The sequence below is a fragment of the Thalassotalea fonticola genome (assembly GCF_032911225.1).
Classification (GTDB): domain Bacteria; phylum Pseudomonadota; class Gammaproteobacteria; order Enterobacterales; family Alteromonadaceae; genus Thalassotalea_A; species Thalassotalea_A fonticola.
This window is the reverse complement of sequence record NZ_CP136600.1, coordinates 4,867,058-4,884,215: the sequence shown is the minus strand read 5'-3', so window position 1 is coordinate 4,884,215 and position 17,158 is coordinate 4,867,058. Positions and strand designations below refer to the sequence as shown.

The window sequence follows — 17,158 nt, the reverse complement described above, 5'->3', positions numbered from 1 at the left end:
ATGGAGTTTTAACCGGCATGAAATTTAAATTTAAATTTAAAATCATAAATCTAAGTGCCGCCACTGCCACAAAAAAGACATTAGGAATTAGTTAAAAGAAGTAATTTCGGATTAGTTTTTGTATTGATAACACCATAGTCTCTTGTTAAGTTGACTTATTTATGTCCTGTTTATGCTTTAATGCACAAGCCTTACATATACATGATTTATTTTTAGCTACATTTGAAACCTTACTTAACAAGCTTTCTGGAAAAGTAATATCGTTGTTAGCACACCAACATTTATTATTCTTACCCGAAGATAAGTTACCACAATGATTATTTTCACCACACAAAGGGCAATCTTCAGGGGAAACATACTCTTCTTGATTCAAAATAAACCTTAATAAAATATAACATCTAAATTACGCACTAATTTAGACAGAAACTTAACGCCTCATTAATAGGCTTTTAATAGTTGGTTATAATGTAAAGCGAAGCGGAACAGAACCAACCGTTTAAAGTCCTGTTTGATTGACTTGTTAGGATTATTTCTCCATTATATCTAAAAACCAACTCAAATGGTTTTTAGTTAAATAATCACCGCCATCGTCATACGCTATGAGAACTTCATATTTTCTTCCTATATCTTGAATTATTTGCGCTCCGGTCAAATGACGGACTGAGTAGTCATTAAATTTTAATTGTTCAATGTTCTCAGAAACAGTAACGCACTTATATTCTTTTCCTTGAGCTACTTTAGCTGCGTAGCAATCTTCGCCGTTTAAATTTTTAGTAGTTATGATGTACAACGGAGTGTTCCAAAACTCTATAAGGGCTAGCCCGATATTATTTTCAAGCCGGGCTTTTGCAAATGATTCTTTTAATTTATTTTGTGGCAATTTATTTATAGGTAAATGTTTTTTCATTTTTCTGTAATACAGGAGTATTAGGAAAAACTTAACTACTAAAAAAATAGTTAAGATTAATACAAGAATAATGATAATGTGCACAGTAATCCTAACGCCTCACTAAGAGGCAAATAATAGTTGGTTAAAATAAGCGACGAAGGAGCAAAAACCAACAGTTATTTGTCCTTTTAAGTGACTTGTTAGTTTTTATTATTTAAATATTTCTGCTCTAGTTCATTGCCCAAAAACTGAATACAAGTATCGTTGATAGCTATTTGCTCATTTTCAACTTTACGGATAATGAATTGAAATATAGTCAATACTAATATTATACCTATGCTTAAGAAAACCAAAGATGAACTCAATACGAATATCGCTGGATTTTCTTGGTAACTAACAAAACCTCCGACTTTAAAAATTAATGCTACCCACGCAAACATTAGACCTAGAAAACCAGCAACAGCAATTAAGTTGTAACGAAGCCTTAACTGTATAGCAAATTGAGCTTGATTTTGAGATAGCATGTTGATGTACGGGTATATTTCATTCCTCTTGGTATCATTCGTAGCTTGACTCATGAGTTCTTTTACGTACTCTTCAAGTGAACTAAGCTTTAGATCGTGTTGTTTTATTTTGCTTCTAAATTTTTTCACTTTTGAATATACAAAACTGAAAACCATAATAGCAAAAGCTAAAATAGAGGTGATACTCCCCCAAAAGCCTAAATCCATAGGTGCCTCTTAAAAACTAACAGCTTATTAAGAGGAAAGTTTCTTCATTTCCAAATGAAGAAGCCTCCCTTACATTTATTAAGATCATAATTTAACTCGAAAAAATCATTAAAACAACAAACTTCATTTACTCTTTTGAAATAAAGCATTTATCTGCATTTATAAATGAAAATGTAGGTTTCTGGACCATTAGAAAAAGTATTTAATTTTTGAAAATGATTTATGTCCGCTAAGCGAACCAAAGAGACAGTTTTATCAAAAAAATAAAATACCTGGTTCGAAATTCGATGCCGAATCGGCGACTGTTGCCACTTAGCGGAAGGTTGGGTTTGGCTTATTGGTATTCAGGCACCACGTAAAAACCGACTAGGAGCTTTCGGAAGAAAATAAATCGATTTCCCCTAAGCAGACATTTAAAACATTAAAATCCTAGTTTCTCTATTTATTCGATTTCGATCTAAAAACAAGGTGTGTTTGAGAGCAGGATGCCAGACTTGATCCATCCCTTAAGTGTCAATATCATTTTGAAACAAAGTATCCATATATAGTTACATCGAATCAATTTAAGATATTCGTTAGCTTTTTTCTAAGAGTGGTCAAGTTAGTGGTCGATAATAGAGAAAGTCACAATGTCAAGCTTCAATGCTGCCTTAATATGGAATAAAATTTTTTAACAATCGTGTTGTTTGGCAAAATAGATGTGGAAAGTATTAGCTGTAGCATATGACTAAAAAGTCAAAAGCAATATTTAAATCTGATTAGATTAAACTGGGAAAGGTAATGACGCAACAGGCAAGAGAAGTTTTGATATTCAGAAATCAAAAACTCTACATTGATGAAAGTTTTGGTGTTCCCAAGCATGATAGAATTTTACTAACGGGTGATAGTAGTTTTTATAACTCTGCCTGTTGGAGAGCATATGTAGGCACCTGGGAAATTAACGAAGACAAGCTGTTTTTAGTTTCAATCAAAGGTAAGTACAAGCTTTTAGGTAATCCCCCCCTTTTTGCAGATTGGTACTCTGGTACTATCAAAATTCCTTATGTAGAACCTTTTTGTGATTGCTGTACTAATTATTCTTTACGGGGCTGTTCTTTGGTGTCTATAAAAGAAGGCAAGATAGTAAGCATTGATTCAGAGGACGGCATTTTACAAAAAGAATACAACAACAGGCCTAGTTTTAAGTGGGGAAAAAGATATGCTGAAGTCTATCCCACGAGATTTTTTGCAGATAAAAAACAAAAGTTCACTCCCATATCAACAATGGAAATGTTGTTACAATTGATAAAGGCTTATAGTGGAGAGGGTTATTTTGGAAAAATCCCAAGCGCTGTAGTATCTATATTTACTGAATCACTCAATAATAAGATGCTGTCGGAAGACGATTTTCAAGGTTATATTTATAACCATGAGTCAGAAATTGAGGATGCATACGACCACTATGTAATGCCTGCTCCTAGACATTTTGATTTTGAATCTCTGCCTGTAGGGTTGTCTGTTCACTTCCGTAAATATCGCAAAGCAAACCTAATCGAACAAAAGATTGAAACTCTTAGAACCCCATATTTTATAAGAATGTTCAAAAAGCCTATTTATGAACATCATTGCAGCCAAGATGGATTTGATGGATGTAAGCAAGCTTATAGCCCTTTAAGTTGTACTTGGGATGAGCTTCAAGACTATAAATATGATAGTGCTTATACCTTTGGCGTAAGAACTCTACATAATGGTGATATTTGTCAATTTTGGTTTAATGATGACGAATATGATCTAGTAATTGGAAGAAAAGAAGTTCCTTTATTTAAGCATTTAGAGGAAAGTTCCTTCTAGTTAAATGATTCAGCGCCCGCTTAATTATTTACATCGTAATGAAGTTTTCCTAGATATACAGAAACGCAAAGGCTTGCAGTCAAATTGCTACTAAAAAGCTCTACTTAGGTGGCCAAACTAGTTTTACCACTACACTTGTTCTTTGCCACATCCAGTCAATGCTAGACCTATAATTAATATTAAGCTTAATTTATTCATTTATTCCTATCACCATTATGTGGTACTTGATGAAATACTTTGTTGTAAAACTTGTAAGTATGGAGTTCCCATACTTTGCTAGACACCAAATGAGTTACATTGGACTTCCAATAGAGGTGTTTATGAGCATAGTTATTGCTTCTGGTGTTAACAGAATGCAGCCAAGTACAATTTTCCTAGCTGCAGATAACATAGATTTTTATTCAGTAACTTAAACCTTAAAACACCAGTTTATCTGCTACATACTATTATTAACCTGTCTTTTAATTGAATCTTTTTTAGCTTTAAGAGCTTTCTTTTTCTTATTATTTTGTGCATCTATTAAGGCAATAGTTTCATTAATAGAGCGGTGTAGAGTAATTGACTTACTAAAAGCTTCTTTTGATAGAGACTTAAGTTCAAAATGTATTTTTATTTTTTTAATTTCAGTTAAGTTTTTAATATCACTCAAAGAGATAATAAGTTCACCAACTTTTAACTGGCCAACACTCGGAACATAAGTTACGTTGCTATCGGGAAGTGATATAATGTTGTTGTAATTTTCACACTTTAACGAAAGTTCTAATGGTTTACCGTTAATATACAGCACCCCTGATTGTTCATTATTAGTAAGGTAATTACACTCTCCAATGTGCCCCATCTGCTTTCCATATATTGAAGGGTAACGATCAGTCCAATAAGCACTTCTAAAATTGAGCTTTAAAGTGACCTCAGACTTAATTTCATCATAATGCAAACCTAATAGATTTTTTCTTTGATTCTTCATATCCTCGATAAGAACGTACTGTCCCTTTTCACCTGTACTGTACCAAGAACCCTTTGTAGATTGATTTAATACGTGGATTGTTCTAGGCTCTTTTATCACTTCACCAAGAGCTTTGTCAAAAGTTACCTGATTTTCTCCACGCACTACCGTAGGAGTAGTAATCTGGAATGTGAATTTCTTATTGGATTTCAGAAACCCCAAAGTAAACTTCATCCCTTCCTTTGTTGCTATTTCAAAATTTTCTGTTGGGTACCTACCTTCCGAGCAAGTAAATTTTAATTTGATATTAGTATTATTTAAAGACAACACCCCATATTTAATACCATAATCCGAATTACATTTAGGGAACGATCCACTTCTAATTTTTATCCTACCTTCATCAACGGTGAAGTGCTTTGATGTGTAGATTGTTTTATTTAAGCTTTTATCTTTTGACGATAATGCCTCCCACACATCAGAATAAGCATGACTCGAGAATAAAAGAGCTAATATAGTTAGAAATAATTTCATTTTGGTTCTGTAAGTATCAATTAGTTTATATTTATATTTATATTTTAAATTACAGATAATAAATAAACCACTTCAACACTGTGTCTTTTTGTTAACTTAAGTAACCAAAAGTAACACCTAAAATTAAAAATCTCTTCACCATTTGATCGTTTTTTGGTCAAGAGAATTGTCTATAGAAAAATCAAGACTCGTTGCTTAAGTACCAATGTTTTTAAGTACTGCTTTCGTCCGAACGTTAGTTTATTTCAAGTACCTAGTTAACTGTCCGCTAGGGTAGAAAGATCAATTAAAGCTAACGGCTGCTGTAGTCGTCTTACCCCATTTTATTACTCATAATTTTAAAATTCTAATGACTGTTAAGTCGCAAAAGTTGACCAAATATTAGTAACTACTTTATGTGGTATGTACTTACAAATACCCAGTAAAAAACGGGGTTAGTAGCATCTTAGGTAACAATTTTTAAATGGTTAAATATCAACTGTTTTATAATCATTAAGTTAAATCGTCAATTCAGCTGTGGAAATAACAACTAAACTTATGTTCCACAGTGCCGGGCTGCATGCTGCCAACCTATTCTCGTTATATAAAAAATTACCCCCATAGTTAGAAACTTTAGTTTTCTGACTTCAACAAAAGTAAAAAGAAAATGAAAATCACTGGCTATTTGAAAATTAGATATATTACAGGAGTGATTAGGCCGTTAAAGAAAAGATAAAGCGGTAGAATGGTTGCTACCGACTTGTTTCTTTTTATTAAAAAGTTGTCCTTTATTACAATTGGTTTGTCTTTAATTTCCAATATAGTCGATTGTTACAAAGTTGATACACATAACTACCAAGTCCTGATTATCATCCTCCCAAGTTGAAAATTAACAATCTAAATTTTAGGATTCCAATGAAAAAATTATTACCAGTAAGCTTAATATTATTAGCTTCAACATCATTAGCAAATGCAGTAGAAAAAGAAAACGAGGTACAAGCTGTCGAAAGTAAAGGATACATAGTTGGCTCAGTCGGTAGCACTGCTATTGATGATTTTGACAAGGCTACAGGATTTGAAGTTATAGGCGGATACAATTTAAGCGAAGCAATTGCTCTAGAAGCGTCTTATGTTGATTTCGGTAGTGCTGAATTTGACTATGACTCTGATGTAGAAGCCGAAGCTAGCGCATTAACTGTTGGTGTTGTTGGTTCAATTGAACTAGCTCCAAAGTTCACATTGATGGCTAAGGTTGGTGTCGCTAGTTGGGAAGGTGAGCTTTCTGATAGCTATTGGAATGAATCTATCGAAGATGACGGAACAGATATTTTCTATGGTTTTGGTGGTGAATACAAAATCACTGAAAAAGTAAGTATTGGCGCACGCTACACAACTTACGATATGGACGGTGACGATGTAACAATGACAGCTGCTACTATCAAGATTGCCCTGTAACCAACAATGAATTAAGAAATTAGCCTCGCTAATGCGGGGCTTTTTATTATCTCAAGAAAAGTGTATGCAAAAGGTTTTCAAACCTATTTTATGGGTATGTGGTGTATAGCACACACTGTTTTAGGTAATAGGGGAAACGTCTTTATAAAGACCTACCTGCTCACCCTTCCAACATATTTGATAGTTTTTTTAATGCTCGGCAATCACGTAGATTGCCTGGAAAAATTTCAATATAAATTAAAGGCAATTATGCACATGAAAAAGTTTATTTTTATCACCCTTTTAAATTCACCTATAGCATTAGCTGACAGCTTTTCTGAATCACATGGTTATAAAATGCCCCCTAAGTTTGAGTGTCAATTTGATTCTTCAATTTCGGTAGATAACAACAACAGTGATGTAACAAACTTTAAAGATAAAAGGTTATACACTTTTAGTATAGTTAATGGAAAATCTGATGACTATGAATTATCAATTAACTATAAAAAACAGGAATTTCATGTATTTCTAAACAACACTTGGAAGAAAGGATTCCCAACTTTTGGTAGGGGATATATGCTGACTGGTGATAATGGCTACAGCGTGTATTTGCAAAGAACTAGTGATGGCCTTATTAAAGGATTACTCAGAGCTAAGTTAATCAAAGCCAATGTTGAACAAACGATGATTTGGAGTGGTAACTGTTACGTTACATTAAGCGATGATTAAAATTAGATAATAGAGGACGAATGATCTAGTTCACTGCGAGAGCAAGCAACTACGTTACCATGTGGAAATTTCTTATTTAAGAGGTGGTTATTTAGGTTTATTTGCAGAGCATCCCGTATTGAATGACCACATTGGAGACGCTGGTGACCTATTCTTTTCCTCCAAGCCTGAAAACTCTAATGAAATTATAGGATTGCTATATCAAGCACATGAGAACTACTTCAGAGGTTGGCGAGAACTTTCAAAATATATTAATCCGCAATTACCTTTAGCTGAATCGCTAGAGAATAGTAGTGGCTAATCTCAAGCGCATCCATCAAAGTATTGAATCATTATAAAGGTGCAATTTCAGGTTATTTAAAAGTGAATATTGTTAGTCTCATACCATGAGTGATAACTACAAAATGTTAGCAGTCGAAGATGCTTATATCATTTGTAAAACAATCAAAGTATCACTCATAGATTAAAGCCCCCCTATGACTGCAAGTGCTACATCAGAGACGGTCGCAGCGCATAAAATTCTGTTCAAACTTTAACAGCCTATTTGCATTTGCAGTCCTGACTAGTAGAGGACCAACTTTCACTCGTCTTATAAAACAGTTATTAAACTTACCACTTTAAATTTGTGATATTATTGTTTTTATCAAGTGATCATGGTGATGAAATAAATAGATTAAACAATTCATTTCTGAATGGAAAAACAAAACCTCGGACGGCGGTTCAACTGCCTTTCAAGTAGGAAATTATAGTAACATTTGAAGTAACACTATGCGTTCAAACAACACTTAATTAGCATAAAAATCAATTAATTAGTTCGTCGATTCAGACGTCCCCGCTCCACCAAATAAAGTCCTTTTTAATCGATTAGTTATTCCTGATAACTTTTAGATTTGGCGACAAACTGGCGACAGTTAAAATCAAAAAAAGCCGCTTTAAAAGCGGCTTCTTTGTTTTTATTTATTGGGTATCTAAAACTTTCAGACCAATTACTGTTTATTTTTTACGTAAAGTTCAGGCTGAAAGTCATAAGGTAGCGTTAACTTTTTGGTTTTCAAAAATCCCTTTAAGATAGATCTGGTTAATTCCAAAACCTGTTCTTTTCTATATCATTTACATTACGAATTTTCGTAACACTGCTTGGTATAACCACAGATTGTATGGCAGAAACGCCCCGTAATTACCTGTAGTAATTAGTAGCGTCAGATACTTTTACAGATCCCCCAATTTTATTGATGTAGTCAACTATCTCAAGGAACTCTAAATTTTTTTCAACCTTTCTTTGTTTTCTTTGATTTAATCAGCTTAATAGACCATCACGGCTAACGTGATTTATTTCTTCACCTGATTACTGTAAGCGGATGAACCCACGCCGTTCACCGCCTTGACTTGGAAGCGGTCATAACCAAGCAGTATCTGATCAGCAAAGCTAGTGACGTTTTCCCCACTGCTGCCCACTCCTACAAAGTCGCATACCCTGCTCCTACCCTTGCCGATGTTCACGCAAGCCTCGATGACAAAGCTTGTCTCGTTATTTGAGTTGTCGGCCCAGCTAAGGGTGATGCTGGTTACCACCTTGTCCTTGCCTTTCCCTGATTTCTCAACTAATGCGACCAAGTTTGTGGGTGCGTTGGGTGCCTGGGCAATGGGTGCAGTCACCGTCACCAACTGGCTAGCGCTGCCTGAAGCACTCTCATCATCGGTTACGGTCAGGGTTACAGTGTAGCTGCCAGCTGACGCATAGCTGTGGCTTGGGTTTTGGGTGGTAGCGCTGTTAGCATCGCCAAAGTCCCAGGACCAAGCTGCAATCGTACCGTCAATGTCGGTTGAGCTGTCAGTAAAGGTTGCAGTCAAATCCGCAGTGCTGATAGAGAAACTTGCACTAGGTGCTTGGTTAGCCGGTGCGCTGACGGTGACCGACTGACTAGTGCTGTTGCTGCTATTGTCATCATCGGTTACGGTCAGGGTTACGGTGTAGCTGCCAGCTGACGCATAGCTGTGGCTTGGGTTTTGGGTGGTAGCGCTGTTAGCATCGCCAAAGTCCCAGGACCAAGCTGTAATCGTACCATCACTATCGGTTGAGCTGTCAGTAAAGGTTGCCGTCAAATCCGCAGTGCTGATAGAGAAACTTGCGCTAGGTGCCTGGTTAGCCGGTGCGCTGACGGTGACCGACTGACTAGTGCTGTTGCTGCTATTGTCATCATCGGTTACGGTCAGGGTTACGGTGTAGCTGCCAGCTGACGCATAGCTGTGGCTTGGGTTTTGGGTGGCAGCGCTGTTGCCATCACCGAAGTCCCAAGACCAAGCTGCAATCGTACCGTCAATGTCGGTTGAGCTGTCGGTAAAGGCTGCCGTCAAATCCGCAGTGCTGATAGAGAAACTTGCGCTAGGTGCCTGGTTAGCCGGTGCGCTGACGGTGACCGACTGGCTAGTACTGTTGCTGCTATTGTCATCATCGGTTACGGTCAGGGTTACGGTGTAGCTGCCAGCTGACGCATAGCTGTGGCTTGGGTTTTGGGTGGTAGCGCTGTTAGCATCGCCAAAGTCCCAGGACCAAGCTGCAATCGTACCGTCAATGTCGGTTGAGCTGTCAGTAAAGGTTGCAGTCAAATCCGCAGTGCTGATAGAGAAACTTGCACTAGGTGCCTGGTTACCCGGTTCGCTGACGGTGACCGACTGACTAGTGCTGTTGCTGCTATTGTCATCATCGGTTACGGTCAGGGTTACGGTGTAGCTGCCAGCTGACGCATAGCTGTGGCTTGGGTTTTGCGCGCTGGAAATGTCGCCATCGCCAAAGTCCCAGGACCAAGCTGCAATCGTACCGTCACTATCGGTTGAGCTGTCAGTAAAGGTTGCAGTCAAATCCGCAGTGCTGATAGAGAAACTTGCACTAGGTGCCTGGTTACCCGGTTCGCTGACGGTGACCGACTGACTAGTGCTGTTGCTGCTATTGTCATCATCGGTTACGGTCAGGGTTACGGTGTAGCTGCCAGCTGACGCATAGCTGTGGCTTGGGTTTTGGGTGGTAGCGCTGTTAGCATCGCCAAAGTCCCAGGACCAAGCTGCAATCGTACCGTCACTATCGGTTGAGCTGTCAGTAAAGGTTGCAGTCAAATCCGCAGTGCTGATAGAGAAACTTGCACTAGGTGCCTGGTTACCCGGTTCGCTGACGGTGACCGACTGACTAGTGCTGTTGCTGCTATTGTCATCATCGGTTACGGTCAGGGTTACGGTGTAGCTGCCAGCTGACGCATAGCTGTGGCTTGGGTTTTGCGCGCTGGAAATGTCGCCATCGCCAAAGTCCCAGGACCAAGCTGCAATCGTACCGTCAATGTCGGTTGAGCTGTCAGTAAAGGCTGCCGTCAAATCCGCAGTGCTGATAGAGAAACTTGCGCTAGGTGCCTGGTTAGCCGGTGCGCTGACGGTGACCGACTGGCTAGTACTGTTGCTGCTATTGTCATCATCGGTTACGGTCAGGGTTACGGTGTAGCTGCCAGCTGACGCATAGCTGTGGCTTGGGTTTTGCGCGCTGGAAATGTCGCCATCGCCAAATTCCCAGGACCAACTGCCGAGTGTACCGTCATTGTCTGTGGATGTATCAGTGAAGGAGCAGTTCAAATCGTTGCAAGACTCAATAAATGCGGCAATCGGTGCCATGTTCGTCGGTGCCTGACTGTATTCGATATATAATCTAGGTGCCGATGCAGGTGCACCATCGTAGGATTCGGCAGTCCGTTCGCCATCGCCACTGATGAAGAACACTATATTATTACCTGAGTTCCAGCCTTGACGGTCAACGACTTCTTGCACTAGGGCTGAAATATCGGGTGACGGTTTAGCCGTACCTGGATTGTCCCAGGATAATATACCCCAGGGCACATAATTATTTGTCTGCACTCTATTCGTTATATCATAATCACTAGTACCAAAGGCTGGTGCGTTATCAACGGCTTGTGCTCTGATCTCAACATCGGTTGCCCCACTATTGGCTTCATCAACGATAAATTCCAGGTAAGCGCTATCGATAATGGCTCCCTGTGGAATATCTATTCCTCGAAATCTGAGGCCAATACTCTGCTCGCCATTAAAACTCTCGTCGCTACCCAGTTCAAGATCACTGCTGTCAAAATACATGCTGCCGTCCGACAGTTTTTGTTCTACATCATCGCTTGCCGAAGCAACGCTGATATCAATGCTACCTGATGTTGGTAGCGCCACCTCATACTCAATGCGTAATAGTGGTGCGGCGCTTGCGTCACCATCATAAGACTTTGCGGTTCTAGAACCACTACCACTGACCACAAAGGCCATGGCATTGCCGGCGATCCAGCCGTTGCGATTAATAACTTCCTGAACCAAGGCCGAAATATCGGTTGATTGTTTGACATCACCTACGGTATTCCAGGCGGCAATATTCCATGATGAAGATGTGTTAGTAAGCGATCGATTAGTGACATTATTGGTTGTAGCAACAAACTCTGCGGCATTATCTGCCGCCTGAGCCCTTATGCTAACATTGGTGGTAGCTGTATCTATTTCAGCAACGGTAAATTCTAGTGAAGCAGATATTATGCTTGCTCCCTGCGGGATATTCAGGGCAGTGAAGCGCAGACCAACACTTTGGTCTTCATTGGAGCCAGGATCATCGCCCAATTCGATATCGAAATCGGTTATGTCTACGCTACCATCGCTACTTCGCTGTTCAACATCATCAGTGCTTGAGGCTATTCGTGTAGTAACTACATTGTTATTACCGACAGAGGGTTGCAACAGATGACTATCAATCACAGTACCCAAGCGATTAATAAATTCAAATTGCATCTGCTCTACGCTAGCGGTAATTCGCATCGCCCCATGATCGCCATTATATCGCACCTGACTACCCGCCACAGGGGAGCCAAAACTGTAAAGACTGCGCCCCCCCAGACCATTGACAAAATACAGGATATCATCTTGCTTGATCCGTTCATAGGTATGATCGTGAGCGGAAATCACAGCATCGACGCCCCAGTCAGCAAAATCCCATTGCATATGCGGATGTGAACCGTGATTGGCAGAAGAGTACGCCCCATGGTGGAAGTAGACAACTTGCCATGGCGATATTGACGTGGCGAGCAGGGCTTGCAACCAGCTTTTTTGTGCATTCATGTTGGCTGCGTTTCGCCAGGCAAGGTCACTGTCTAAGGCAAAGAAATGCACTGGACCGTCGACAAAATCATAATATGTTTCACTGCCGGAAGTGTTATTTGTGGTGATACCAACACCGGGCAGAGAAAAGTAACTAAGGTATTCATCAACGCCACCACCATCACTATAATCGTGATTGCCAAGCGTCGGGAAGAAGGCGTTTATCGAGCTGTTACCACCATCACAAAAATTACCACTGCTTACATCGGTAAGAAAGTTACAGTAGAATTGTCCAACTACTTCATCGTAACTGTCTGAACCATAACGATTATCGCCAGCAGTGATAATAAAATCAGGTAACCAGTCGTTTACCATGCTGGCGACATCGGCTTCAGCATTGCTGCCATCACCAAAGTCTCCAAGTGCGGCAAAGACTATACTACCGTCATAAGGGACTACCTGCTCGCGAAACGCCGCCGAAATGGGACCGGTCAAATCTCCGGTACGTGCATTATCTCTCTCGTTGGTGATACCCGTTGCATAGCCATTGTGTATGACATTTGGGTTTGATATTTGCTGAGCGCGAGGGCAAATGCTAGAACACGGATCCGAATATGACATCATCGTACGGTACGAACCATTAATATAATGGCCAAATGACCAAAGATAGGACCCATTTTCAGGATAAGCACTGCTATTACTCGGGTTATGTTCCATTCCCAGGTTGTGGCCATGTTCATGGCCAAACGTAAGGTTACCCACAGCACAATCAATATCCGTGACCTGAAAAGCGAATGAGGCAAAACCAGAGCCAGGAGTCTGTTGTACATAGCCGGTGCCACAAGAGTCAGAGGTATCAACTATCAATGACACCATATCGGCACCATATTGATCCCTGAGAGCGGCTATCTGGCTATCGGAGCGGAGCCAGGGTAGATCATTGCTAGTAGTGCCTGAAGTGTTGTAATTAACCGAAGCGGTGTACACCAATCGATAACGAATAGATATATTACTGTTTACAAAGGCGTTATTGGCTGCATCAACCGCCGCCTGTATAATGGTTTCTACTTGCTCGGCACTACCAGCATTATTCAGAGCATCGTTGGAATAAACTGACAATAAGTCTATGGTCGAAATACCATCATCGTTGCTGCTAGCCGCGGAAGGAATATTTACACTACTACTATTGTCGCCTGATGTTGGAACTCGAATAGTGTCATCCCCCCGTTCGGGAAAAAGCTGCGAATCGAGTTGTTCTACGATTAATTGTTTTTTACGAGTAGACTTTAACTCAAAAACCTCATTGACGATTCTGATCCGACCATATATCAGACCATGTTTAAGTGTCAGCACCACTTCACTATTGGCTTCACCTTTTACCCGACCAAACCAAGTACTGTTGCCTTTGCCACGCTTTTCAAGATAGCTACGTTGAAGAATAACGACTTTACCGTTGGGTAAAGTTATCCTCAATTTATGCTTGCCCTGAGCCAGTCCTTTGACATTCAAATTGCCGATTAAAGCAGCACGCGCATATTTACTAGGTCTGATATAAAGGGGATGTGTAGAAAAAAGTTTTTCGCTAGCCTCATCGTTAGCAATACTATTTATGTCGCCAGCCGAGGCTGCCTCAACAACAGTCATTGCCACCATTGTGCCTGATAATAAAAATAGCAAAGACAAAGCCACGACTATTCTAGGGAATAAAATCGAACTAATACTTGAAATGTATGATTTTTGATGCATGAATTGTTCCTTGTGTACTACGGAACCTTCAGAACATAATGCTTAAACAAAACCTAAACAGATTTAAATCCGTACAACGTAAAGCAACGAATATATATACCTTAGCAGGCAACAAAAAACAATTAGTGACTTAAGTTTAGTCGATAAAGTGAATTTGGCTAGTCTCTTTGAGGACAGGGGTAGACGCTATCCTATAAGACGTCTGTTATTTATTGTTATTAATGTTTTTTCGGGCGTATAGTAAATACGTTTTCTCTGTTCTAAATTTTGATAATCAGTTGTATTTTCAGTCCTAACTGATGAGGTCCAACTTTCGCTTTGCCTTACTTAAAGCAATGATTAAACTACCACTCTAAATTTTTAATATTATTGTTAGTATCAAGTGTTCCTAGTGATGAAATAAATTGATTGAACAATTCATTTCAAAATGGCAAACCAAATATCAGACTGCGGTACAACTTCCTCTCAAGAAGAAAATCTTAGTAACATTTGCAGTAACACTCTGTGCTCAGACGATCTTTAAATACCGTAAAAATCAATTAATTAGTTCATTAACTCAAACTTCCCACTCCACCAAGTATAGAGATTAAGGCGTTTACCCTGCGCTTTTTTCGCCTAAAGTTTACCTTCAGAAATGTTTAATTTGTCAGAAGATACAGTATAAAAAAGATACTTATTGCCCTAACAGTCAATATTTGTCATTGTAGGTATTAGTGAAAATTTCTATAAAAAAAATAAACTAATATTCGTTTAGTGCATATCATTTAAAATAGATTTGAAAAGCGAGTATTTTCAAGGAACATTCATGAATACTATTAAGTTCAATAGCTTAAGAAGCAGGATCTTTTTCTTTTTCATTTTATTGCTCATTGCAGTGCAAACCGTTTCTTTCATTACTTCGTTTTATTCAAATAAACGAAACGAGCAACAACAGTTAGCTTCCCACTTGTCTCAAGCTGAAACACTGCTAACCGAAGAAATCAGCAATCGTAATTATTATTTAACCGCCTTTACTGAAATTTCAGCTACAGATGTTGAATTGAGAAAAGAGTTCTTTGCCAGTAATCCTAATTTTTCTATTGCATTGAATAACCACAGAAAAAGAATTGATGCAGATATTGCTTTAGCAATAAGTATTAACGGCACAATATTGGGTGAGCTGCTAGTTAAAGATAGTAATAAAGAAATCAAGCGAGTTCTTACGGGTAATCAAATCAACCGCCCCTTTGAGCATACAGAGTGGTTAAAAGACTATCCAAACAGTGTTTTTTATTCTACCAATGATGAAATTTATCAACTTATATTAACTCCTGTTTTAGAAAAACTAGAAGTTATTGGTCATATAGGGCTTGGTTATTCGTTAAATAATAAACTAGCTACCGAGTTTTCCAAATTAACATCTTTCAACGTCGGCTTTGTATTGGAAAACAAAGATGATTTTCATTGGATATCCTTTAATAAGGCTATTGAAAACCATGACGTTGTAAAGAATTCAATTTCGCCTTTATCGCCTCAATTCTCTGACAGTATTGTTGCTCAAAATCACCCGTTAGGTACTATTGATGAATGGCAACTTAGTGCTTCAATTTTTCAATTACATTCAAACCTGATAGCTGCAATTATCCAAGACGGTTGGAATTTGCTTATATTGATATTTATTACTTTGGGTGTTTCATTGATTGGCGCGTACTTTATTGCCAGTAGCGTTACTGAACCGGTTAGAAGATTGGTAAAAATATCAAAAGGTATTGCCAAAGGTAACTACCACTTAGATACACATGTTGGGGATACTCATGAGCTAAACCAACTTGCTGAGCAGTTTGGCAAAATGATTGAAGCGATTAAATCACGTGAAAATAAAATTACTGAACAAGCATTTTTAGATACGCTAACATCGCTGCCAAACCGTAACCAATTTAATCGCGATATGCATGGCTTATCAAAGCCATTTTTACTCTGCCAAGTTAATATACGTCGCATATCTGAAATTAATGATACTTTAGGCCATGATGTAGGTGATGAAGTTATTCAAGAAATAGCCAGCCGATTAAAGAAAATTAAAAAACCACTATTTCACACTTCTGGCAATGGTTTTTTAATACGTTTTGATGAAGAATCAAAAACAAACGTTAAAAACTGTGTAAGTCTGATCACTGAGGTGTTAGAGCCTAGCTTCATTTACCAAAATATCACCATTCACTTACAAGTAAATATTGGCGTTACCGAGAGTGACGGTTGGACTCAAACGAACCAACTATTGAAAGAAGTAGATGCCGCTATGCAAATAGCTAAGCGTCAAAATTTGTTATATCAAATGTATGACCGCCAAATAGACCTTAACACCTTAGATCGATTGCAGCTTGTAAACCGATTAAAAGGCGCTATAGAGCACAACGAATTTACTCTTTATTACCAACCAAAATTAAATTTAACAAATAACATTGTTGAGGAAGTCGAAGCTTTAGTAAGGTGGAATCACCCGGTAAATGGTTTAATAACACCTGAATCATTTATTCATATAGCTGATCAAACAGGCCAAATGACCGCATTAAGTCATTGGGTAGTAAATAAAGCAATAGAGCAGTATTTTGCATGGCAAGCCGAAGGACTTGATATAAAAATAGCGATAAATATTTCACCAGAAAATTTGCTCGATGATGAATTTTGCCTGCAGCTTATTGATAAATTATGCGGCAAGAGTCAGTTACAAAATGCCATGTGTCTTGAAGTTACTGAGGACGCTTTTGTCGATCATAACTCTAAAGCCGTAGAGAATATAAAATTATTACGTAATAACGGCATCTATTTGTCTATTGATGACTATGGAACAGGTTATTCATCACTTGCTCAATTAAAAAACTTACCGGTACAAGAGTTAAAAATAGATCGTTGCTTTATCCAGCAACTTATTCAGCAACCACAAGACAAACTCATTGTTAATTCTACAATTCAGTTATCTCACCAATTGGGTTTAACCGTTGTAGCTGAAGGTGTTGAAGATCAAGAAACTTTAGATTGGCTCAAAGAACATAATTGTGAGAAAGCTCAAGGCTACTTTATAAGTCGCCCTCTGCCGGCCCATGAATTTGCACAGTGGTTAGCTAACTCTAAATTCAGTTTACCTCACATAACAGAGCAATCAATTAAGATAGAAAACCAAAATTTAACGCAAGTTAATTTTAAACAAAGTTAATTCTCTGATAACAGAATTTATGCCATATA

10 protein-coding genes are annotated in these 17,158 nt (G+C 38.6%); 5 read left to right on the top strand and 5 right to left on the bottom strand.

The window, feature by feature from the left end:
- Positions 1-145: 145 nt before the first annotated feature.
- The 3 genes from RI844_RS20195 to RI844_RS20185 all read right to left on the bottom strand — a co-directional run bounded on the left by RI844_RS20195 (position 146) and on the right by RI844_RS20185 (position 1,620).
- Positions 146-373 (bottom strand): cysteine-rich CWC family protein, encoded by a 228-nt coding sequence (locus RI844_RS20195; RefSeq protein ID WP_348396438.1) that lies wholly within the window; start codon positions 371-373, stop codon positions 146-148.
- 153 nt (positions 374-526) lie between these two features.
- A complete protein-coding gene (locus tag RI844_RS20190) occupies positions 527-907 on the bottom strand; it encodes a hypothetical protein (protein WP_348396437.1) in 381 nt (126 codons plus the stop codon).
- A gap of 182 nt (positions 908-1,089) precedes the next feature.
- Positions 1,090-1,620, bottom strand: a complete 531-nt coding sequence (locus RI844_RS20185; RefSeq protein ID WP_348396436.1) for a hypothetical protein — start codon at positions 1,618-1,620, stop codon at positions 1,090-1,092.
- A 780-nt stretch (positions 1,621-2,400) separates the two neighbouring features.
- Here RI844_RS20185 and RI844_RS20180 point away from each other — a divergent pair.
- Complete coding sequence (locus tag RI844_RS20180) at positions 2,401-3,450, top strand: hypothetical protein (RefSeq protein ID WP_348396435.1); 1,050 nt, start codon at positions 2,401-2,403, stop codon at positions 3,448-3,450.
- Positions 3,451-3,886: 436 nt separating this feature from the next.
- Here the strand turns inward: RI844_RS20180 and RI844_RS20175 are convergent, their stop codons facing one another.
- On the bottom strand, positions 3,887-4,924 hold the full coding sequence (locus RI844_RS20175) for a hypothetical protein (protein WP_348396434.1): 1,038 nt from the start codon (positions 4,922-4,924) through the stop codon (positions 3,887-3,889).
- Positions 4,925-5,818: 894 nt separating this feature from the next.
- On the opposite strand from RI844_RS20175, the gene RI844_RS20170 reads away from it, so the two are divergent.
- From RI844_RS20170 to RI844_RS20160, 3 genes are all read left to right on the top strand, one after another.
- Positions 5,819-6,358 carry a porin family protein gene (locus RI844_RS20170; protein ID WP_348396433.1) on the top strand — a complete coding sequence of 180 codons (540 nt, stop codon included), beginning with the start codon at positions 5,819-5,821 and terminating at the stop codon, positions 6,356-6,358.
- Between the two features lie 255 nt (positions 6,359-6,613).
- Complete coding sequence (locus RI844_RS20165) at positions 6,614-7,066, top strand: hypothetical protein (protein WP_348396432.1); 453 nt, start codon at positions 6,614-6,616, stop codon at positions 7,064-7,066.
- A gap of 61 nt (positions 7,067-7,127) precedes the next feature.
- On the top strand, positions 7,128-7,367 hold the full coding sequence (locus tag RI844_RS20160; protein ID WP_348396431.1) for a hypothetical protein: 240 nt from the start codon (positions 7,128-7,130) through the stop codon (positions 7,365-7,367).
- A gap of 1,028 nt (positions 7,368-8,395) precedes the next feature.
- On the opposite strand, the gene RI844_RS20155 is transcribed toward RI844_RS20160, so the two are convergent.
- Positions 8,396-13,936, bottom strand: coding sequence for a PKD domain-containing protein (locus RI844_RS20155; RefSeq protein WP_348396430.1), 5,541 nt, complete (start codon positions 13,934-13,936; stop codon positions 8,396-8,398).
- Between the two features lie 805 nt (positions 13,937-14,741).
- On the opposite strand from RI844_RS20155, the gene RI844_RS20150 reads away from it, so the two are divergent.
- Positions 14,742-17,129, top strand: a complete 2,388-nt coding sequence (locus RI844_RS20150) for an EAL domain-containing protein (protein WP_348396429.1) — start codon at positions 14,742-14,744, stop codon at positions 17,127-17,129.
- Positions 17,130-17,158: the final 29 nt, after the last annotated feature.